General features: G+C 68.8%; 19 protein-coding genes. 8 read left to right on the top strand and 11 right to left on the bottom strand.

Translation table 11 applies throughout. From position 1 onward, the window contains the following. Nucleotides 1–9 precede the first annotated feature (9 nt). From OJF58_RS26685 to OJF58_RS26655, 7 genes are all read left to right on the top strand, one after another. Nucleotides 10–774, top strand: coding sequence for an SDR family oxidoreductase (locus OJF58_RS26685; RefSeq protein WP_300780929.1), 765 nt, complete (start codon nucleotides 10–12; stop codon nucleotides 772–774). 1 nt (nucleotide 775) lies between these two features. Beyond that, on the top strand, nucleotides 776–1,159 hold the full coding sequence (locus tag OJF58_RS26680; protein WP_300780928.1) for a dihydroneopterin aldolase: 384 nt from the start codon (nucleotides 776–778) through the stop codon (nucleotides 1,157–1,159). Between the two features lie 8 nt (nucleotides 1,160–1,167). Then, nucleotides 1,168–2,091: a DMT family transporter gene (locus tag OJF58_RS26675; RefSeq protein ID WP_300780927.1), complete on the top strand. Its 924-nt coding sequence runs from the start codon at nucleotides 1,168–1,170 to the stop codon at nucleotides 2,089–2,091. Further along, nucleotides 2,088–3,014, top strand: a complete 927-nt coding sequence (locus tag OJF58_RS26670; protein WP_300780926.1) for a DMT family transporter — start codon at nucleotides 2,088–2,090, stop codon at nucleotides 3,012–3,014. The genes OJF58_RS26675 and OJF58_RS26670 overlap by 4 nt, the downstream gene beginning before the upstream one ends. Next, entirely contained in the window at nucleotides 3,011–3,439 is a 429-nt protein-coding gene (locus OJF58_RS26665) for an FdtA/QdtA family cupin domain-containing protein (protein ID WP_300780925.1), read from the top strand. The genes OJF58_RS26670 and OJF58_RS26665 overlap by 4 nt, the downstream gene beginning before the upstream one ends. After that, nucleotides 3,436–4,542: a DegT/DnrJ/EryC1/StrS family aminotransferase gene (locus OJF58_RS26660; protein ID WP_300780924.1), complete on the top strand. Its 1,107-nt coding sequence runs from the start codon at nucleotides 3,436–3,438 to the stop codon at nucleotides 4,540–4,542. The genes OJF58_RS26665 and OJF58_RS26660 overlap by 4 nt, the downstream gene beginning before the upstream one ends. 140 nt (nucleotides 4,543–4,682) lie before the next feature. Continuing rightward, nucleotides 4,683–5,720, top strand: coding sequence for an LLM class F420-dependent oxidoreductase (locus tag OJF58_RS26655; protein WP_300780923.1), 1,038 nt, complete (start codon nucleotides 4,683–4,685; stop codon nucleotides 5,718–5,720). Nucleotide 5,721: 1 nt separating this feature from the next. On the opposite strand, the gene OJF58_RS26650 is transcribed toward OJF58_RS26655, so the two are convergent. After that, complete coding sequence (locus OJF58_RS26650) at nucleotides 5,722–5,961, bottom strand: hypothetical protein (RefSeq protein ID WP_300780922.1); 240 nt, start codon at nucleotides 5,959–5,961, stop codon at nucleotides 5,722–5,724. 70 nt (nucleotides 5,962–6,031) lie between these two features. Between OJF58_RS26650 and OJF58_RS26645 the strand changes: the two genes are divergently transcribed. Then, nucleotides 6,032–6,883: an LLM class F420-dependent oxidoreductase gene (locus OJF58_RS26645; protein ID WP_300780921.1), complete on the top strand. Its 852-nt coding sequence runs from the start codon at nucleotides 6,032–6,034 to the stop codon at nucleotides 6,881–6,883. 9 nt (nucleotides 6,884–6,892) lie between these two features. Here the strand turns inward: OJF58_RS26645 and OJF58_RS26640 are convergent, their stop codons facing one another. From OJF58_RS26640 to OJF58_RS26595, 10 genes are all read right to left on the bottom strand, one after another. Further along, on the bottom strand, nucleotides 6,893–8,200 hold the full coding sequence (locus OJF58_RS26640) for an HlyD family type I secretion periplasmic adaptor subunit (RefSeq protein ID WP_300780920.1): 1,308 nt from the start codon (nucleotides 8,198–8,200) through the stop codon (nucleotides 6,893–6,895). Continuing rightward, the gene (locus tag OJF58_RS26635) at nucleotides 8,197–9,894 is read right to left on the bottom strand and encodes a type I secretion system permease/ATPase (RefSeq protein WP_366526801.1); all 1,698 of its coding nucleotides are present in this window, start codon (nucleotides 9,892–9,894) and stop codon (nucleotides 8,197–8,199) included. The genes OJF58_RS26640 and OJF58_RS26635 overlap by 4 nt, the downstream gene beginning before the upstream one ends. 5 nt (nucleotides 9,895–9,899) lie before the next feature. Then, nucleotides 9,900–13,226 (bottom strand): Ig-like domain-containing protein, encoded by a 3,327-nt coding sequence (locus tag OJF58_RS26630; RefSeq protein ID WP_300780918.1) that lies wholly within the window; start codon nucleotides 13,224–13,226, stop codon nucleotides 9,900–9,902. Between the two features lie 384 nt (nucleotides 13,227–13,610). Next, nucleotides 13,611–14,879, bottom strand: coding sequence for an FAD-dependent oxidoreductase (locus OJF58_RS26625; RefSeq protein WP_300780917.1), 1,269 nt, complete (start codon nucleotides 14,877–14,879; stop codon nucleotides 13,611–13,613). Between the two features lie 103 nt (nucleotides 14,880–14,982). After that, on the bottom strand, nucleotides 14,983–15,957 hold the full coding sequence (locus OJF58_RS26620) for a tripartite tricarboxylate transporter substrate binding protein (protein ID WP_300780916.1): 975 nt from the start codon (nucleotides 15,955–15,957) through the stop codon (nucleotides 14,983–14,985). Between the two features lie 121 nt (nucleotides 15,958–16,078). Continuing rightward, the gene (locus OJF58_RS26615; RefSeq protein ID WP_300780915.1) at nucleotides 16,079–16,390 is read right to left on the bottom strand and encodes a hypothetical protein; all 312 of its coding nucleotides are present in this window, start codon (nucleotides 16,388–16,390) and stop codon (nucleotides 16,079–16,081) included. A 109-nt stretch (nucleotides 16,391–16,499) separates the two neighbouring features. Beyond that, complete coding sequence (locus OJF58_RS26610) at nucleotides 16,500–16,664, bottom strand: hypothetical protein (RefSeq protein WP_300780914.1); 165 nt, start codon at nucleotides 16,662–16,664, stop codon at nucleotides 16,500–16,502. A 78-nt stretch (nucleotides 16,665–16,742) separates the two neighbouring features. Continuing rightward, a complete protein-coding gene (locus OJF58_RS26605) occupies nucleotides 16,743–16,919 on the bottom strand; it encodes a hypothetical protein (RefSeq protein WP_300780913.1) in 177 nt (58 codons plus the stop codon). A 61-nt stretch (nucleotides 16,920–16,980) separates the two neighbouring features. Then, nucleotides 16,981–17,841: an FkbM family methyltransferase gene (locus OJF58_RS26600; RefSeq protein ID WP_300780912.1), complete on the bottom strand. Its 861-nt coding sequence runs from the start codon at nucleotides 17,839–17,841 to the stop codon at nucleotides 16,981–16,983. A gap of 171 nt (nucleotides 17,842–18,012) precedes the next feature. Then, the gene (locus tag OJF58_RS26595) at nucleotides 18,013–18,384 is read right to left on the bottom strand and encodes a hypothetical protein (protein ID WP_300780911.1); all 372 of its coding nucleotides are present in this window, start codon (nucleotides 18,382–18,384) and stop codon (nucleotides 18,013–18,015) included. Nucleotides 18,385–18,721 lie beyond the last annotated feature (337 nt).

The following is an 18,721-nucleotide window of genomic DNA, read 5'->3' as shown; positions in this document are numbered from 1 at the left end:
CATCCTGAAATGAAAGGCGCGCTGGTCACGGGGGCGGGTATCAGGATCGGCCGCGCGCTGGCGCGCGCGCTGGCGGCGGAAGGGTATTTCGTGTTCGTGCATCACAATCGCGCTGCCGAGGGCGCGCGCCAGACGGTGGCGGCGATCGTCGAGGCCGGCGGGCGGGCGAAGGCGGTGCGGGCCGACCTCGCCTCCGCAAGGCAGGCCGAGGCGCTGGTGGCACGCTGCCGCGCGCCCGGCGTGCGGCTCGTCTGTCTGGTGAACAACGCCTCGCTGTTCCAGCTCGATCGCGTGCCGACCGCGACGGCCGCCGGCTTCGACCGGCACATGGCGGTCAACCTGCGCGCGCCGCTGCTTTTGTCGCAGGCGCTGGCGCGGCAGCTTCCCGAGGGCGAGACCGGCGTGATCGTGAACCTGCTCGACCAGAAGCTGTTCAACCTCAACCCCGATTTCCTGACCTACACGCTCTCCAAGATCGGCCTGCAGGGCCTGACGACGCTGCTCGCCCAGGCCTTCGCGCCGCGGCTGCGCGTCGCCGGCATCGCGCCGGGCCTGACGCTGCGCAGCGGCAGCCAGACCGACGCGCGCTTCGCCGAGCAGCACGCCGCCAATCCGCTGCGGGTCGGGGTCACGACCGAGGATCTGGTGCGGGCGCTGCGCTTCGTCCTGGCGACGCCGAGCTTCACCGGCGATACGATCGTCGTCGATAGCGGCGAGCACCTGACCGGCCGGCCGCGCGACATCGCCTTCGACAAGAGAAAGAAGAAGAGCTGACATGGCCCGCGAGATGGCCCCCGAGATGGATCGCCGCATCTTCATCCGCGACTTTCGCCTGAAGGTCTCGATCGGCATCCACGACTTCGAGAAGGAGGGGCCGCAGACCGTCATCGTCAACGTGGACCTGCACCTCGCGCCGGCGGACAAGGCGCACGGCGATCGCATCGCCAACGTGCTGAACTACGATATCGTGCATGACGGGATCGTGGCGCTCGCGGGCTCCCGTCACTTCAACCTGCAGGAGACGCTGGTCGAGGCGATCCTCGATCTCTGCCTCGCCCAGCCCGGCGTGATCGAGGCGCGCGTCTCGACCGAGAAGCCCGACGTCTACGGGGATTGCCGGGTCGGCTACGAGGCCAGGCGCCGCCGCGCCGGCCGCTGAGCGAGGTCGTGTCCGGTCCTGCAGCCAGCGCGGTGCGGCGCGCGACCTTGGTGCTTCTGCTGTCGGCACTGATCTGGGGCGCCATGATCCCGGTGCTGGGCGACCTGGCGCAGCACTACGACAAGTGGCTGCTGGCGTGGCTGCGCTACCTGCTCGGCATGCCAGTGCTGTGGCTGGCGATGCTGGCGACGAAACGACCGGTCGCCCGGCCGCGGCCGCTGCACGCCGGTCAGCTCCTGCAGCTCGGCGCGGCGATGACGGCCTTCTCGGTGTTTTACACATTCGGCGTGGCGCACGCCCATCCCGCGACTGCCGCCATCGTGCTGATGTGCGGGCCGATCTGGGCGACGCTGCTGGCGCGCCTGATGCTGGGCGCGCGCACGCCGCCGGGCTTCGCGCTGACCCTCGCCCTCGTGGTCGCCGGCGGGATCCTGGTCGTGCTGGGCGCGCCCGGCCGGGCCTCCGGCGGCTTCGGCCTTCGCGGCGGAGAGATCCTGCTGGTGGTCGCCCAGCTCTGCTGGAGCTGGTACTCGATCCGCGCCCAGCAGTGGCTGGCCGATCGCGGCCAGATCGCGCTCTCGGCGCTCACCTCGACCGCGGCCAGCGTCCTGCTGGGGCTGGTCTGCCTCGTGGTGTGGGCGACGGTGGGCATCGACTGGCCGACCGAGATTCCGAGCGCGGTCGACATCGGCATGATGGCCTGGGTGGGCGTTCTGGGCGTCGCCGTCGCGATCGTGCTGTGGAACGTCGGCGTGTCGATGGTGGGCGTGGCCGTGGCGTCGCTCTTCTCCAACTCGGCGCCGGTCTTCGCCATCGGCGTGGCGGCGCTGATGGGGATCGAGCCGACCTGGCTGCAGCTCGCGGGCGGCGCGGTCGTCATGGCGGGAATCGCGCAGCTCCAGCTTCGCCAGATGCGGCGCAGCCAACAATGACCGGCGCCGGCCGCCATCACCTGCTGGGCGCCTTCGCCGCCATGCTGTTCGTGGGCGCGAGCTGGGGCGCCAACCTGCCCGTCACCAAGGTGATGCTGCGCTACTACGACCTGCTCCCCATGGCGGCGCTCAGGACGGCGGTCGCGGCGCTCTCGCTCGCGCTGCTGCTCGCCGTCGTGGAAGGCCGGACGGCACTCCGGATCGACCTCGGCCTGCGCCGCTTCCTGTCGCTCGGGCTGATGATGGGGACCTTCTATGCCTGCTACGCGCTCGGCATCTACTACAGCAACCCCATCACCGCGGCAGCGGTCCAGGTGGCGGGCCCGCTGGTCTCGGCGGCGACGGTGCGCGCGGTCACCGGGGCGCGCTTCGATCCCGGATTCGGCGTGGCGATGCTGCTCACCGTGCTGGGCGGGCTGATCCTGTCGGCCAGCAGCCTGTTCGGCAGCCGCGTCACCTTCGGTGGCGGCGAGATCATCGTGCTGCTGAGCAATGTTCTCTGGACGCTCTACAGCCTGCGGGCGCAGGAATGGTTCGACCGCGCGAGCCAGCTCCACCGCACCTACGTCGCCTCCCTGTCGGCGACGGGCTGGCTGGCGCTCGTGGCCGTCGCGCTGGTGATCGCCGGCCGGTCGCGCTCGCCATTCGGGGTGTCGGACGCCTGGGTATGGACGCAGTTCCTGGTCGTGGCCGTGCTGGCGAGCGGCATGGGCGGCTATTTCTGGAATGTCGGCGCGAGCCGGCTCGGCGTCGCGATCGCCTCGCTCTGGGTGAACCTGGTGCCGTTCTTCGCCGTCCTGTGGGCGATGGCCTACGGCTTCATGCCCAACGGCTACCAGATCGCGGGCGGCTTGGTGGCGCTCGGCGGGGTGGTGTACATGCAATGGCGCAAATTGCAGATCACGAGTCCGGTCCCGACATGAGCAAATCCCTGAAGGTACGCGGCTGCCGCTGGATCGACGTGCCCGGCGCATCGGATGCGCGCGGCAGCGTCAACTTCCTCGAGCTCGGTCAGGCGCTGGATTTTCAGCCCAAACGCATCTTCTGGCTGCATCACGTCGCGCCCGGCCAGTGGCGCGGCCGCCACGGCCACCGCGACTCGCAGCTCGTCCTGGTGGCCCTGAATGGTCACTGCCGGCTCCATCTCGATGACGGTAGCGTGCGGGAAATCGTGCCGCTCGACGATCCGGCACGGGCGCTCTACATGGCCCCGTGGGTGTGGCACGAGCTCACCGACTTCGCCGCCGGCACGGCCGTGATGGTGATCGCCTCGTCGCTCTACGAGGAGGCCGAGTATCTGCGCGACTACGACGTGTTCAAACGTGAAGTGAAAGGACGCCGGGCGTGATCCCCTTCCTCGACATGAAGTCGGCCTATGCCGAGCTGAAGCCCCAGCTCGACGCCGCCTATGCACGGGTGATGGAGTCGGGCTGGTTCGTGCTCGGCAAGGAGGTCGAGGCGTTCGAGGCCGAGTACGCGGCCTTCTGCGGCACGAAGCATTGCGTCGGCCTCGGCAACGGGCTCGAGGCGCTGGAGCTTGTGCTGCGCGCCTGGGACCTGGGGCCGGGCGACGAGGTGATCGTGCCCTCCAACACCTATATCGCGACCTGGCTCGCGGTGACGGCGGTGGGCGCCACGGTCGTGCCGGTCGAGCCGACGCCGGAAGGGCCGAACATCGATCCGGACCGCATCGCGGCCGCGATCACGCCGCGCACGCGGGCGATCATGCCGGTGCATCTCTACGGCGAGCCGGCCGACATGGACGCGATCATGGCGCTGGCCAACCGGCACGGCCTCGAGGTGATCGAGGACGTGGCGCAGGCGCAGGGCGCGAAGGTGCGCAATCGGCGGACAGGATCGCTGGGCCATGCCGGCGCGCACAGCTTCTTCCCGACCAAGAACATTGGCGCCTATGGCGACGGCGGCGCGGTCACGACAGACGACGCGGCGCTGGCCGACCGGCTGCGCGTGCTGCGCAACTACGGCAGCAAGGTGAAGTACGTGAACATCGAGCGCGGCTACAACTCGCGCCTCGACGAGATGCAGGCGGCCTTGCTGCGCGTGAAGCTCGGGGTGCTCGACGCCTGGAACGAGCGTCGCCGGCGCGTCGCCGCGCGCTACGACGACAGGCTGGCTGGCATCCCCGGGCTCGGCCTGCCGCGCGCACCGCAATGGGCGGAGCCGGTCTGGCATCTCTACGTCGTGCGCACCGTCCGCCGGAAGGAATTGATGGCGGCGCTCGAGAAGGCCGGCATCGGCTCGCTGATCCACTATCCGATCCCGCCCCATCTGCAGGAGGCCTATGCCGATCTGCGGCAGGGCAAGGGCTCCTATCCGCTGGCCGAGACGCTGGCCGACACGGTGCTCAGCCTGCCCATGGGCCCGCACATGACCGACAGCGCCGTCGACGAGGTCGCCGCCGTCGTGCGTCGCACGCTGACAGCGAATTAGCCGTGTCATCCCGAGCCGAAGGCGAGGGATCCTTCGCGACGTCGATCAAAGATCCCTCGCTGCGCTCGGGATGACACTGTGTTTTCGTAGCCTGCATCTATGCCGGCGCTATAGTTTCTTCGGTACAGGGAGGAAACGCGATGAAGCTCGGGCTCTCGATCGGCTATTCGAAGGCGCAGCTCGACATCCCGGTGGAGCTCGTGCAGCGCGCCGAGGAGCTGGGCTACGACTCGGTCTGGACTGCCGAGGCCTACGGATCGGATGCGGTGACGCCGCTGGCCTACCTCGCGGCCAAGACGAGCCGCATCAAGCTCGGCACCGGCATCATGCAGCTCGCCGCGCGCACGCCCGCCAATGCCGCGATGTCGGCGGCGACGGTCGACGCCATGGCGGGCGGCGGCCGCTTCATCGCCGGCATCGGCGTGTCGGGACCGCAGATCGTCGAGGGCTGGTACGGCCAGCCCTGGGGCAAGCCCTATTGGCGCATGCGCGACTACGTGGCGATCATGCGCAAGATCTTCGCCCGCGAGGCGCCGGTCACGCACGAGGGCCGGGAGATCTCGCTGCCCTACAAGGGCGAGGGCGCGACCGGGCTCGGCAAGCCGCTCAAGTCCATCCTGCACATGAACCCGCACATTCCGATCTACCTCGCCACGGGCAACGAGACGACAGTGAAGCTCACCGCCGAGATCGCCGACGGCTGGCTGCCGATGGGCTTCGTGCCGGGCGCCATGACGGAATACCGGCCGTGGCTGGAGGAGGGGTTCAGGCGCGCCGGCAACGGCAAGGGCTTCAAGGACTTCACCATCCAGGCCTCGGTCCATGTCGAGGTCGATAACGACGTGAAAGGGGCGCTGCAGCGGCTGAAGCCGGAAGTGGCCCTCTATGTCGGCGGCATGGGCCACAGGACCAAGAACTTTCACAACGACATCATGGTGCGGCGCGGCTTCGGCGATGCGGCCATGCGCATCCAGGAGCTCTACCTCGCGCACCGCAAGGAGGAGGCGATCGCCGCCGTGCCCGACGAATGGGTCGACCTGAAGTCGCTGGTCGGCCCGCCCGCCCGCATCCGGGAACGTTACCGCGCCTGGGAGGATTCGGGCGCCGATTCGCTCAGCGTGCGCTCACGCCAGCCCGAGGCCATCGAGGTGATGGCCCGGGCGGCGCGGCTCAATTGACCTAGGGGTAGCGCTCCGGCGGTGACGAGATGCCGTTGTAGTGGCGATAGTAGTCCCACTTCGACGTGTAGTAGTGGTTGTTGCTCGGATAGTAGCTGTAGCCGTAGCTCGGCGGGTAGCTGTAGCCGGGGGCATAGGCATAGTTGGGGCCGTAGCGATAGCCGTCCCGGTAATAGTAGGGCTGGCAGGCGGCCACGGTTCCGGCCAACGCCGCCAGCACCAGATAAGGGGCATATCTCATGACGATCTCCTTCGCTGCCGAGTCAACCCGCTTCCCGGCGCGCGGTTCCTGTCAGGAAGAGGGCTGAAAGATGAAGATCGGGGCGGTGATGTTCTTCACGGCGGAGTCCATGCATCCGGCTGCGCTCGGCCGGGCGCTCGAGGAGCGGGACTTCGAGTCGCTCTGGGTGCCCGAGCACACCCATATCCCGTCGTCGCGCAAGACCGCCTATCCCGCCGGCGGCGGCCTGATCAGGCCCTACTACGAGATCATGGATCCGTTCCTGGTCCTGAACGCGGCCGCCACGGCGACCACGAGACTCAAGATCGGCACCGGCATCTGCCTCGTGATCCAGCGCGATCCGATCGTGCTCGCCAAGATGGTCTCCTCGATCGACCAGCTCTCGGGCGGCCGCTTCCTGTTCGGCGTGGGCAACGGCTGGAACCAGGACGAGATCGAGAACCACGGCACGGTCTTCAAGAGCCGCCACAAGCTCGCGCGCGAGCGCATCGAGGCGATGAAGACCATCTGGGCCGAGGAGGAGCCGGAATATCACGGCGAGTTCGTGAACTTCGACCGGATGAAGCAGTGGCCCAAGCCCAGGCAGAAGCCGCATCCGCCGATCATCGTCGGCGGCGCCTTCCCGCACGCGGCGCGCCGGGCGGTCCGCTACGGCGACGGCTGGATCCCGCGCGACGATTGGCTGGAGCGCGACGGGGTCGGCATCCTCGACCGGTTCCGCGACATGGCGAAGGAGGCGGGACGCGATCCCGCGAGCCTGCCGATCAGCCTGTTCCGCGTGCCCGACCGGATCGAGCGCCTGCGCCAGTACCGGGACTTGGGCATCGACCGCGTGGTCTTCTCCTTGCCGGCCGAGAAGGAGGACAAGATCCTGCCGATCCTCGACCGCTGGTTCGAGCTCAAGCGGCAGTTCGGGGTTTGAAGTTTTGTGTCACTTCTGCCGGAACGCCCTGTTGAAAGAGGCGGTGAGCGGGCCGACGAGGTAGTCGAAGGCGGTGCGGCTTTCGGTGGGGATGGTCACGGTGGCCGGCATGCCGGGATAGAGATGGATGCCGGGAAGCTGCGTGAGCTCCGCCTTGTCCGGCCGCACGGCGACGACGTAGTAGGGATTGTTGGTCCGCGGGTCGGTCAGGCGGTCGGCCGAGACGCGCACCACCTCGCCGTGGATCAGGGGCAGCAGGCGCTGCTGGTAGGCGGTGAGCCGCAGCTCCGCGCGCATGTCGGGATGGACCTCGCTGATATCCTCGACGGCGACCTGCGCCTCGATGGTGAGCGCATCGTCGTCCGGCACGATGTCGAGGATCTTCTCGCCGCGCTGGATCACGCCGCCGACCGAGAAGACATTGAGCCCCACCACGCGGCCGGCATAGGGCGAGCGGATCTCCATGCGGCCGAGCACCGCCTCGGCGTTGGTGCGCTTGGGGATGACCTCGAGCAGGCGGGCCTGCACCTCGTGAAGCTCCTTGGTCACGTCGGCCATGCGGTCGTTGCCGAGCTGCGCGATCTGCAGTTCCTGCTCGGCGATGGCCTGGCGGAACTTGGCGATGTTGGCGCGCGCATCGGCGATCTGGCCCTCCAGCCCGTAGGCGGTGCGTTCGAGCTGCAGCAGGCGCGGTCGCGGCAGCAGCATCTTGTCGACGAGCGGCGCCACGTTCGCGGCCTCGGCCCTGACCGAGTCGAGCTGTTCGGTGAAGGCCTTGACCTGCGCCTTTCCGCCGTCGATCTGAGACCGGAGCTGGCGGATCTTCTCGCCGATCACCTTGCGCTCGCCGTCGAGCGCGGCGCGGCGGCTCTCGAACTGCCTGAGCTGGCCCGACCAGATGCCGGCGACGTAGGGATCGTCGCGCCGTTCGGCGAGCGCTTGCGGCATCGCCGGCGCGTCGCCGTCGGCGAGCTCCGCGAGCAGCCGCGCCTCGGTCGCGCGCAGGACGAGGTACTGCTCGGACAGGACCTGGTATTCCGCCCTGGCCTGCGTGTCGTCGAGCACCAGCAGGACGTCGTCCGTCTCGACATGATCGCCGTCCTTGACGCGCAGCGCCTTCACGATCCCGCCGTCGAGATGCTGCACGCTCTTGCGGTTGCCTTCGACCTTCACAACACCGTCGGCGACCACCGCGCCGTTGAGCGGCGCCTGGACCGACCAGAGGCCGAAGCCGCCGAAGAAGAGGGCGATGATCGACCAGCCGATGAGCGCTGGCCGCCGGATCGAATCGTCGAGCGTGGAAGAGACGGCGGTCATGCGGCCCTCACGGGCGGGACCGCCTGGGGCCGTGCGAGCTGCGCCAGCACCTCGGCCCGGGGGCCGAACATCGCCGCCATGCCGTCCTTCAGCACCAGGAGCTTGTCGACGACGCCGAGCGTGGTCGGTCGATGCGAGATCAGCACGACCGTCGTGCCGCGGCGCTTGAGCGCGCGAATGCACGCGGCCAGCGCCGCATCGCCCTCGGCGTCGAGATTGGAGTTCGGCTCGTCGAGCACGACCAGGCTCGGATCGCCGTAGACGGCGCGCGCGAGCGCCAGCCGCTGGCGGAAGCCGCCCGACAGCACGGCGCCGCCATCGCCGATCGGCGTGTCGTAGCCCGCCGGCAAGCGCAGCACGAGATCGTGCACGCCCGCCATCTCCGCGGCGCTCAGGGTCGCGGCATCGTCGCCCGGCTGGAAGCGGTTGATGTTGGCGGCGACGGTGCCGGGGAAAAGCGCGATGTCCTGCGGCAGGTAGCCGACATGCCGGCCGAGCGTGCCGCGCGACCACGATGCGACATCGGCGCCGTCGAGCCGCACCGCGCCCGCCACGGGCGCCGTCACGCCCACGAGATGGCGCGCCAGCGTCGACTTGCCGGCGCCCGAAGGGCCGATCACCCCCAGCACCTCGCCGGGCTCGAGGCCGAACGATACGGCGCGCAGGATCGGTGTCGGATGGCCGGCGACCGCCGCTGTCAGACCCTCCACCGCCAACCGGCCCGATGGACGGGGCAGCACGAGGTCGGGCGTGCGCGCCGGCGCGGCCGCGAAGAGGGCGCCGAGCCGCCTCAGCGTTCCCCGCGCCGAGACGAAGCCGCGCCACGCGCCCACGATCTGCTCGATCGGCTGCAGCGCGCGGCCGAGCAGCAGGCTGGCCGCGAACATCGCGCCCGCAGTGGCGTCGCGCTCGATCACGAGCCATGCCCCCAGCCCCAGGATCAGCGACTGCATGGAAAGCCGCAGGAAGCGGATGGCGCTCTGCAGGCCCGCCGCGCGGTCGCTGGCCGCGATCTGAGAACCCAGCATGTGCTGGCGTTCGCGCGCCCAGCACCCGATCAGGCCGGCCGTCATGCCCATGGCGCGCACGACCTCGGCATTGCCGAGACTCGCCTCCGCGAAGCCGTAGCTGCGGGCCGCGGCGGCGTTGGCCTCGGCCAGCGGCGCGCGCACCAGGAGCTCGTTCAGGAGCGCCATGAGGAGCAGCAGGACGGCGCCGCCCAGCGCGAACACGCCGAGCGTCCAATGCAGCAGGAAAGCCACGGCGATGTAGATCGGCGCCCAGGGCAGATCGAGCACGGCGTGGATGCCGACGCCGGTCATGAACTGGCGCAGGCCGTCGAATTCGCGCAGGAGCTGGCTGCGCGCGTTGCCCGCGAGATCGGGCCGATCGATGATCGCGGTCACGAGGCGCGGCGCGATCTCGCGGTCGAGCCGAAGGCTTGCGCGCGCCAGCACCCGGGCGCGCACAATGTCGAGCCCTGCCAGAGCGGCGTAGGCGAGCAGCAGGGCGAGGGTGAGCATCAGGAGCGTCACCTTGCTGCCGCTCGACACCACGCGGTCGTAGGCCTGAAGCATGTAGATCGGCCCCGCGAGGTAGAGGAGGTTGATCGCGAGGCTGAAGGCGCCGGCGGTGGCGAAGTAGCGTCCGCCGGAGCGCAGCAGGGACGTGAGCTCGGAAGGAGGCCTGGGCACGGCCGTCAACTGTGATGGAAGTCGGTCGCGGTGAGGCCGAGATGCACCCCTACCAGCGTGATCTCCATGTCCGCCGCATGCATGTCCGACGCCGTCACGGTCTGCGCGGCGTTGGTCGTATTGACGAGGACGTGCGTGTTCCCGCCGGCCTCGAGGTAGGCGACGCTGTGCGCGTTCAAGGTCAGGTTCCCGCTGCCGGTGATGTCGCCCTGGAACTGCGGAACGCCGCCGGCCGCCTCGATCCCGGCGATGGCGGTGAAGTCGATCTTGTCGGCGCCGGACCGGAAGTCGGTGATCGTGTCGGCCGCGCCGGGTGTCGAGTCCGACGTGGCGTGGTAGGCGAACGTCACCTTGCCCGGCCCTGCCGTCAGCGTATCGGCGCCGCCGCCGCCCACGATCGTGTCGTTGCCGGCGTTGGCATGGATGAAGTCGTTGCCGGTCGTGCCGGCGAGCGTGTCGGTCCCGGTGCTGCCCAGGATCGCCTTGTTGGCGCCGTGGAGCACGCCGTTGGCGGCGTACTCGTTGATGCCGAACGTATGCTGTGCGTCGGGGGCGGCCGACGCAGCGTAGCTCCAGTGCCCGCCGGCGTCGGTCCTCGTCCAGCCGATCCAGCTGTTGCCGTCGTAGAATTCGACGACATCGCCCGCCGCCACGCCGCTGCCGCTCAGCGTCACGATGCCGTCGCCGGGAGCCATGCCGGTGATCACCGGGGCCTCGGGATGGGGCTGCAGCGTGAAGGCGAGCGAGACGCTGCCGGTGTTGCCGGCGGCATCGGTCTCGCTCGCGACCACGATATGGGCGCCGTCGGCGAGGCCCGTCGGCGTGAAGGACCAGGCGCCACTCGAATCGGCGATCGCGGTCGCGGCGATGGCGCCGCCGTCGACGGTGAAGTGCACCGTGGCGTCGGCATCGCCCGTCCCCGTCAGCTCCGGAGCGGAGCCGTCGCCGGCGAACGTGCCGGTCAGGGCCGGCGCCGTGGTATCGAGGGTGAAGGTGAGGGAGGCCGAGCCGGTGCCGGCGGCATTGGTCTCGCTGGCCACGATCGTGTGCACGCCGTCCGCGAGGCCGACCGGCATGTACGACCAGGCGCCGTGGGCGTCGGCGGTCGCGGTTTCGGCAATCGGGTTGCCGTCGACCGTGAAATGCACGACGGCGCCGGCCTCGGCCGCGCCCACGAGTGTGGCGTCGGCGGTGACATGGTCGGTCGCGAAGGTTCCCGTGTCGTTCGCCAGCCCCGCCGTGACTTCGGGAACGGTGACAGGGTCGGTCGGCAACGAGCCATCCAGCACCGGGCTGCCGCCGGTCACCGCGACGTCCGGACCGGTGACGACGGTGCCCGTGCCGGAGACCGCGACCGTGCCGCTGCCCTGGAAGTTCGCGACCACCGTCGGGTCCGCGCCCGAGCCGTAATACTCGTTGCCGACCCCGGTCAGGGTAACCTTGTCGTCCGACAGGTAGCCGCCGACGGACATCCTCTGCGGGCCCCAGGTGGAGAAGCTGACATCGGTGAAGTTGGCCGGGCCGTTGACGATCGCGCCGGCGTCGACATTGTTCTCGAAGCCGCTTTCCTGCACCAGCGTGATTCCGGACGTGGCGGCGATGCCGGGACCGCGATTGTCCACGAAGTAGGCGCCCTTCACGACCATGTCGTGCGTGCCGTTGTCGAGGATCATGCCGGCGACGCCGTTCAGGCGAAAGCCGCCGCCCTCCCAGGCAAGGTCGCCGGCCACGCCACCGGCCGGGCTGCCGGCAAAGCGCGCGCCGCCCTGCAGATTGCCGTTCATCCAGGAGTTGGCGATCTGCCCGTGCGACACGTTGCCGATGACGTCGAGCCCGATCCCGCCCACGTGCTCGACATTCACGTTGTCGACGATGAGGGTGCCGATGCCACGGTCGGCGCCGTCGGCCACGATCTTGATGCCGTCGCCCTCGACGAAATTGCCCTGGATCGAGAAGTTCGACAGCGTGAGCGAGCTCAGATGGACGCCCGGGGCGACCACGATCTCGATCACCGGCTCGCCGCCGGCGACCTGCGACAGGATCCGGGCGCCGCCGAGATCGATGCCGAACGTCCCCTGGTCGGCGCTGGTGACGTTGATGACGATGGGCGAATCGACGGTGTAGGCGGGGGCGTCGAGATGCGCCACGTAGCCGCCCGCCATCGCGGCCTCGAGCGCGCCCTCGAGCGGTCCCGTTCCGTTGCTGTCGGGCACGGGGGCGGTCGTGGCCGCGGTGATCGGCGCCAGGGCGGGCAGGGCGACACCCTGATCGCTCGTGACGACATGGGCGGGGCTGCCGTCCTCCGGCGTGGTCACGCCGACATTGGCCCCGGTGACCAGCGCGGCGCTGTCGCCGGTGGCGAACACCTGCCCGTGGCCCTGCAGATCGGCCAGCGCGGTGGGATCGGGGCCGGCGCCGGTATAGCTGCTGGTGTTGCCGACGAGGGTCGCATTGCCGTCGAGGTAGCCCTTGATGCCCAGCGTCTGCGAGCCCGAGCTCGTGAAGGTGTTGTCGTTGAAATTGCCGAAGCCCTGGAACCAGATGCCCTCGCCCTGGTTGTCGTGGAACGTGCTGTCGGTGACCGAGGTGATGCCCGAGGCGGCGCTGATGCCGACGCCGTGGTTGTCGGCGAAATCGACGCCGTCGACGCTCATGTCGCGGGCGCCGTTGTCGAGGACGAGGCCGTCGCCGCCATTGCCCTCGAAGCCGCCGCCGAACCAGTGCAGGGCGCTGGTGATGCCGCCGTTCGGGCTGTGCGAGAAGTAGGCGCCGCCGGCCCCATTGCCGTTCATGGAGGAGTTGGAGACCAGGCCCTCGGAGACGCTGCCCTGCACGTCGAGGCCGTAGCCGCCGACATGGTTCACGGTGACGTTGTCGATATGCCAGTTGTAGATCCAGCGGTCATTGCCGTCGGCCACGATCTTGATGCCGTCACCCTCCTGCCCGTTGCCCTGGAGGGTGAAATTGGACAGCGTCAGGTAGCGCTGATCGACGCCCGGACCGACATCGATCTCGATGACCGGCGCGCCGCCCGTGACCTGCGAGATGATCGTTGCGCCGCCGAGGTCGATGCCCAGCGGACCCTGGATGGTGCTGTCGATGTGGATGACGATCGGCGTGGTCACGATGAAAGTGCCGCCGGAGGCATGGGCGACGTAGCCGCCGGCGATGGCGGCGCTCAGCATCGCGCCGAGATCGGTCGTGGCTGCCGCCGGGCTGGCGCTGGGCGTGGTCGTGGCGGCCGGCCCGGGACCGGTAGACTCCTGCAGGAGGTGCGGCGTGTCGGTGCCGGTAACGTCGGTGCTGGCGATGGTGGTGAGATCGGTGCTCATGGCGGTGCTGACGGGAAATGAGTGGCGCGGGGTCGTTCGGCATGGCGGCGGCGCGCACGGTGGGCGTGATGCGCCCTCCGCTCGGTCGGCCGACATTTACGAACGTCTTTTGAATCCTGACCGGTCGATCCAGGCGGCCGGTGTCTCGGTGCAACGAAGGAGCGGTTGCCCTCAATGGCCGGTCGTGCCGGCGTTGGCGGGCAGGCGCTGTCCTGAACTACGAATCTCGATCCGAGATGAACAATGTCTGTCCCATGAAAAAAACAGGTGATGGAAAATTCATCGAGAACAACTCGTAGTCGGCTGTTCTTGAGCCGTCATGTAACACAGGCCGAAAGGCGGATGTCGCTGCGTTCTTGCATATCTGCGAGCGGACGGTCGGCGTCAGTGTGCGGGCAGCTGCGTCCGCTCGATCAGGGCGCCGCCGGCGCGCAGGATGGCCCGCACCTCGTCGGCGTCGATGCGCCCGTGCCGGGCGAACTGCGCCGCCGCCACGCCGGCCGCCTGGCCGGTGGCGAAGGCGGTGCCCATGACACGCAGGCTGGCGCCTGCCTTCCGGTCGCCGTCGGCGATGCGGCCGGCGGCGAACAGGTTGGGCGTGTCGATGCTCATCAGGCAGCCGAGCGGAATCTCGTAGACGCCCATGTCGGGCGGATAGACGAAGCTGCTTTCGAATGTCCGGCGGTCGTGCCATTCGACGCCCCAGGCGCCGAGCGCGATGCCGTCGCTCATCTCCTTGCCGGCCACCACGTCCTGCCAGGTGAGCTGGTAGCGCCCATCGATATGGCGCGACTCGCGCGTGCCGAAGTCGGGACCGGTCGAGGCGAGATAGGCCTTCTCGCAGCCGGGAAGCCCGCGGATCACTTCGAGATAGGCCCAGGCCTGCTCGCGGCCACGGCGTTCGGCGGCGCTCATGCCGCGCGTGTCGCGCGGATCGTAGTCTTCCGAGGCGAGGTTGCAGACGATATCGCCCGAGAGCGGGAGCCGCGTGATGACGCTCTTGTCCTTGCTGAACGGGCCTTTGCCACGGCTGCGTGCGGCCTGCACGGCGGCGCCGAGCTGGTCGGCGGTGATGACGACCTCGGGCGGGATGCCGCCGAAGCGCGTGGCCAGCGTGCCGAGATTGACCGCGCCGTCGTTGCCGTAGCGCGTCGAGGCGCCCGCCAGCCAGGCGAGGTCGCCCTCGCCGCTCGCATCGACGAAAGCCTTGGCCCGAATGGTCTTCGGTCCCGCATGGCCGTGGTAGGAAAGATCGGCGATGCGGTCGCCGGCGCGCGTGGCGCCGGTGACGAAGGCATGCAGCAGCACGTCCACGCCCGCGTCCTGGCAGAGGACGTCGAGCACACGCTTCACGCCTTCGGGATCGAACACGACGAACACGCCGCGATGGCGCTGCGGCCCGGTCACCGCGCCCAGCCGGCGCAGGCCTTGCAGCACCTCCTCGGCGATGCCGGCCACCGCCTGGCGCGGCGTCTCGCCCAGCGTATAGAGCCCGCAATAGGTGAGGACGTTGCGCAGGGTCGAGGCGCCGCCGAGGCAGCCCGCCCTCTCGACCAGCACGGTCCGTGCGCCGGTCCGCGCCGCCGCGACCGCCGCCGCCACGCCCGCGCTGCCGCCGCCCGCCACGGCGACGTCATAGTTATCGACCGTCATGGATATCCAAAGGATGGGTCAAAGATCTCTCGCTGCGCTCGGGATGACACGAATATTTGTTAGTGTCATCCCGAGGCGAAGCCGAGGGATCCTTTCCAGAGCGCTAGTTCACGTGGATGTTCTGCGCCTTGATGATCCTGGACAGCATTGCGGTCTCGGTCTCGAGGCGGTGGGCGAAGGCGGCGGAAGGCATGGCGGCGATGTCCCATCCCTGCCGGGTGAGCTGTTTGCGCACGTCCGGCGTGTTCAGCACCTGGAGCGTCAGGGTCTCGAGCTTCTTCCGGTGCGCCTCGGCCATATGGGCGGACGCGGCGATGGCGACCCAGCCCTCGATCTCGACGTCCGGCACGCCGAGCTCGGCCAGCGTCGGCACGCCGGGTGCGAGCTCGCTGCGCTTGGCCGAGGCGATGGCGAGCGCGCCGACAGTGCCGGCCCGCACCTGTTGCATGGTGATGCCCGCCGGTATGAAGGCGAGATCGATCTCGTTGGCCGCGAGGGCTGCCAGCACCTTGGGGTTGCCGGGATAGGGGACATGCGTCGGCTTGATGCCGAGCTTGTCCGCCAGCAGCTCCATGCCGAGATGGGCCATCGAGCCGATGCCGACCGAGCCGTAGTTCAGCTTGCTGCCGGCGGCGCGGAGCTGGTCGAGGCCGGCCTTCTGCTTGGCCCATTTAGGGCTGATCGCCAGCACGAAGGGCGTGGTGCCGACCAGGCAGATCGGCGCGAGATCGCGGCGCGGATCGTAGACCAGGTCGGGGTTGAGGATGTGCGCGATGGTGAGGTTGAGGTTGATCATCGCGCCCACCGTGTGCTCGTCGTGCGCCTCGGCGACCATGGCAGCGGCGATGTTGCCGCTGGCGCCCGGCTTGTCCTCCACGACGACCGGCTGGCCGATGAGCTGCGAGAGCGGATCGCCGATGGTGCGGGCGATCAGGTCCGGCGTCGAGCCGGCCGAGAAGCCGACGATGACGCGCAACGGCTTGCTGGGCCAAGCCGGCTCCGCCCGGCCGCACACCGGCAGGTTTGCAGTGCCGAGGGCGGCCGCGGCCGCGGTGAGAAGCAGGCGTCTTTCGATCATGGGGTCCTCCGACCCCACCCCTAGCACCGGTCGTTCGGGAAAGTCTGCCGTCCGCCGCGGCCTTTGCCGCCAATCTTGCTGCAGCCTGCCTGCGCCGAGCCGGCCGCCTTGTCGAGCCGCCTCAGTTCATTGGCATCGTCAGGCTGTCCTTGAGATCAGGACCGAGATCGGGGCCGAGCGACGGCCGCGCCCCGCCGCCTTGCGTGGCCGCCCCCATCGGAATCGTGCTGCCGGGCATCGATGTCGAGAGCGACGAGCCGCCGGGCGCCGAATTGCCGGTGCCGGAATCTGTTCCGGGATTGCCCAAACCCGGCAGGCCCGACCCCAGCGACGACGGGCGCGAGCGTGTCGTCATATCCCTCTGTTGCTGCGCCTGAGCCACCGTGATCATGCCGAGCGCGACGCCCAGCGCGAGTGCCAGGATCCTGGTCATCGCCAACCTCACTGCCGTTGCAACCTCGCCGCCGTCGAAGGACTCTGCCGCGACCGCCCCGGCTTCGCCTGTAGCAAAGCGGTGGCCGTCCGTATGTCCGTCGGCCGCCTCAGTAGCGTGATGGAACGTAAACCGTCGTCGGCGGCGGAGGGGGCGGGTTGTTGGGAACGACAACGGCGGTCGACGGAGTCCGCTTCTCGACCACGGTCTCGCTGTGGAAGCCACACGCCGCAAGCGCCACTGACACGACAGCCAGGCAGACAAACGCCTTCATGGTCGCGTCTCCTCGATGGGAACATGGTTGGCAACGTGGCCATGGCCAGGCGGTTGCGGGGGCCTGTGGCCCCGCGTCTCAGCGCGACTGCGGCACGACGGTGTCGCTTTGTGGCGCCGGGGCCTCCGCCGGCGGCTGCTGCTGACGCGCCAGCCGCAGATTGTGGGCGACATGGTAGCCGAAGCCCAGGATGACCAGCAGGACGAAGCACAGCACGAGGATCTTGCAGTACGGAGAGGCCAGGAACTTTTCCATTGCCGAGCCTCCGATGCGGCGTATCAGGCCACAGTGCCGGCCTTTTGCCGGCGACGATTCCCTAGTCCGAGGCGTCCTCCTCGCGCAGCGTCGCCAGACGGTCGGCCAGCGCCGCCACGACGGGCTCGGCGTCCTCGCGCGGCAGGAAGATGAAGTTGTAGATGAAGCGGTCGAAGCGACGGCGGGCGGTCAAGGGCGCCACGAGATCGGGATAGTCTGCCGGGTTCTGCATGCGCTCGATCGAGAATTGCCCGATCGGCTTCAGGAAGCCGTCATGGACGAAGTAGCCGACGTAATCGAGCGCGTCGAAATAGGCGCGCGCCCGTTCGATCCCGCCCGGCGACAGCCTGTCCAGCACCTCGACCAGCATACGCGGCCGGCAGCGCCGCACCGTCTCGATGGCGCCGTCGAGCACGGCCTGCTCGTGGCCCTCGACGTCGATCTTGATGAAGCCGACGTCGCCCCGATAGACATTGTCGAGCCGGTCCATCGGCACCTCGAAGCCGACATGGCCGGGATAGGTGGCGGAGGCATGGTCCGACACGGTGCAGCAGCCCTCGACCGCGACGCCGTCCACCACGGGCATCCTGAGCTCGATGCGGCCGGTGCGGTCGGAGAGCGCCACGGCCTCGACCGCGACGCCGCGCGGAAACTTGTCGCGCAAGGCCTGGACGAACTTCGGCATCGGCTCGAAGGCGATGACGCGCGGGACATGACGCCGCAGATAGTGGATGTAGCTGCCGTCATTGGCGCCGACATCGATCGCGTCGGCATTGGGCCGGCACAGGCAGTCGAGAAGATGGAGCTCGACCTCGCCGTAGCGGCCGTAGTACCTGGCCTCGCGCCAGTTAAGCAGCGGCTGCGGGCAAAGCGCGCGCAATGCCTGCTTCGCTTCGACAAGAGCACTACCGAAAGCCACCATCAGATCGATCCTCGTCCTGTACGATGAATGCACGCAATTAGACACGCATGATCGTGTCCGTTCCATGGCCTTGCATGCAGCGTGATGGGAAACGGACGATGCTGCGACGATCCGCGTTGCGGATTTGTCCGGTAAACGTTCGGCGCCGGCGGCGGTTCCGGCGTCGACCGCTCAGTCGTCGGGCGGTCGCTTCGCGAGCTTGAGATGGGCCGCACGCAGCGCGTTCGTGATCCGGCGCTTCGCCTGACGATCGAGGCTGCAGCGCGCAGTCGAAGCCCATGCCGCTTCCTTGCCGCGCGGGCGTGCCATCAGAGGTTCGCCGAACCGCCTTGCATCGAGGTCGCTCTCGAAGGCGACCTTGATGTCGGTGCCGTCGATGTTCATGGCATAGGGGCCGGGCAGGCGGAGCCTCTCGGCGAGCCGTTCGAGGAAGGCAAGGCCCAGCCGGCGCGCCCTGGCGTCGGATTTTCTCGGCAGGTCGACAATCACGAGATGCGGGCGGTGATGGGCTTCCTGAAACGCTTCCCAATCCTCGAGGGGCATGTATCGTCTCTGGCTGATGGTCCTGTGCGTCGGAATAATCCGATCCGAGGAGAAAGAGCGGTGCCCAATCGATGCCAAACCGGGGCCAAAATCGTGGCCCGGCCGTTCGCCGCGTCGCGGTCGACGCCGATGTCCGGCTTGAACCTGCGCCTGTGCCGTGAAAAAACGGTGACTGACGGCGAGATCACACGCTCGGTCATCTTGGGTTGTTAGCCTTGCCCATGGGCACTTTGCGGACGATCGGCCTGGCGGAGGTGAGGGGGACGTGACTCACTCGGGTGCTGCCATCGAAAGGAAGGGCGACTCCTCCTTCACGACCGGAGAGTCCCCAACATCC

The organism is Enhydrobacter sp. (assembly GCF_030246845.1).
Lineage (GTDB): Bacteria > Pseudomonadota > Alphaproteobacteria > Reyranellales > Reyranellaceae > Reyranella.
The sequence above is the reverse complement of the archived record's forward strand: the minus strand, read 5'-3'. Positions and strand labels throughout refer to the sequence as shown.

Coding starts and splice junctions, on each gene's coding strand:
- OJF58_RS26685 (WP_300780929.1), top strand. CDS start 10: ATGAAAGGCGCGCTGGTCACGGGGGCGGGTATCAGGATCGGCCGCGCG.
- OJF58_RS26680 (WP_300780928.1), top strand. CDS start 776: ATGGCCCGCGAGATGGCCCCCGAGATGGATCGCCGCATCTTCATCCGC.
- OJF58_RS26670 (WP_300780926.1), top strand. CDS start 2,088: ATGACCGGCGCCGGCCGCCATCACCTGCTGGGCGCCTTCGCCGCCATG.
- OJF58_RS26665 (WP_300780925.1), top strand. CDS start 3,011: ATGAGCAAATCCCTGAAGGTACGCGGCTGCCGCTGGATCGACGTGCCC.
- OJF58_RS26655 (WP_300780923.1), top strand. CDS start 4,683: ATGAAGCTCGGGCTCTCGATCGGCTATTCGAAGGCGCAGCTCGACATC.
- OJF58_RS26650 (WP_300780922.1), bottom strand. CDS start 5,961: ATGAGATATGCCCCTTATCTGGTGCTGGCGGCGTTGGCCGGAACCGTG.
- OJF58_RS26645 (WP_300780921.1), top strand. CDS start 6,032: ATGAAGATCGGGGCGGTGATGTTCTTCACGGCGGAGTCCATGCATCCG.
- OJF58_RS26640 (WP_300780920.1), bottom strand. CDS start 8,200: ATGACCGCCGTCTCTTCCACGCTCGACGATTCGATCCGGCGGCCAGCG.
- OJF58_RS26630 (WP_300780918.1), bottom strand. CDS start 13,226: ATGAGCACCGATCTCACCACCATCGCCAGCACCGACGTTACCGGCACC.
- OJF58_RS26625 (WP_300780917.1), bottom strand. CDS start 14,879: ATGACGGTCGATAACTATGACGTCGCCGTGGCGGGCGGCGGCAGCGCG.
- OJF58_RS26620 (WP_300780916.1), bottom strand. CDS start 15,957: ATGATCGAAAGACGCCTGCTTCTCACCGCGGCCGCGGCCGCCCTCGGC.
- OJF58_RS26615 (WP_300780915.1), bottom strand. CDS start 16,390: ATGACCAGGATCCTGGCACTCGCGCTGGGCGTCGCGCTCGGCATGATC.
- OJF58_RS26610 (WP_300780914.1), bottom strand. CDS start 16,664: ATGAAGGCGTTTGTCTGCCTGGCTGTCGTGTCAGTGGCGCTTGCGGCG.
- OJF58_RS26605 (WP_300780913.1), bottom strand. CDS start 16,919: ATGGAAAAGTTCCTGGCCTCTCCGTACTGCAAGATCCTCGTGCTGTGC.
- OJF58_RS26600 (WP_300780912.1), bottom strand. CDS start 17,841: ATGGTGGCTTTCGGTAGTGCTCTTGTCGAAGCGAAGCAGGCATTGCGC.
- OJF58_RS26595 (WP_300780911.1), bottom strand. CDS start 18,384: ATGCCCCTCGAGGATTGGGAAGCGTTTCAGGAAGCCCATCACCGCCCG.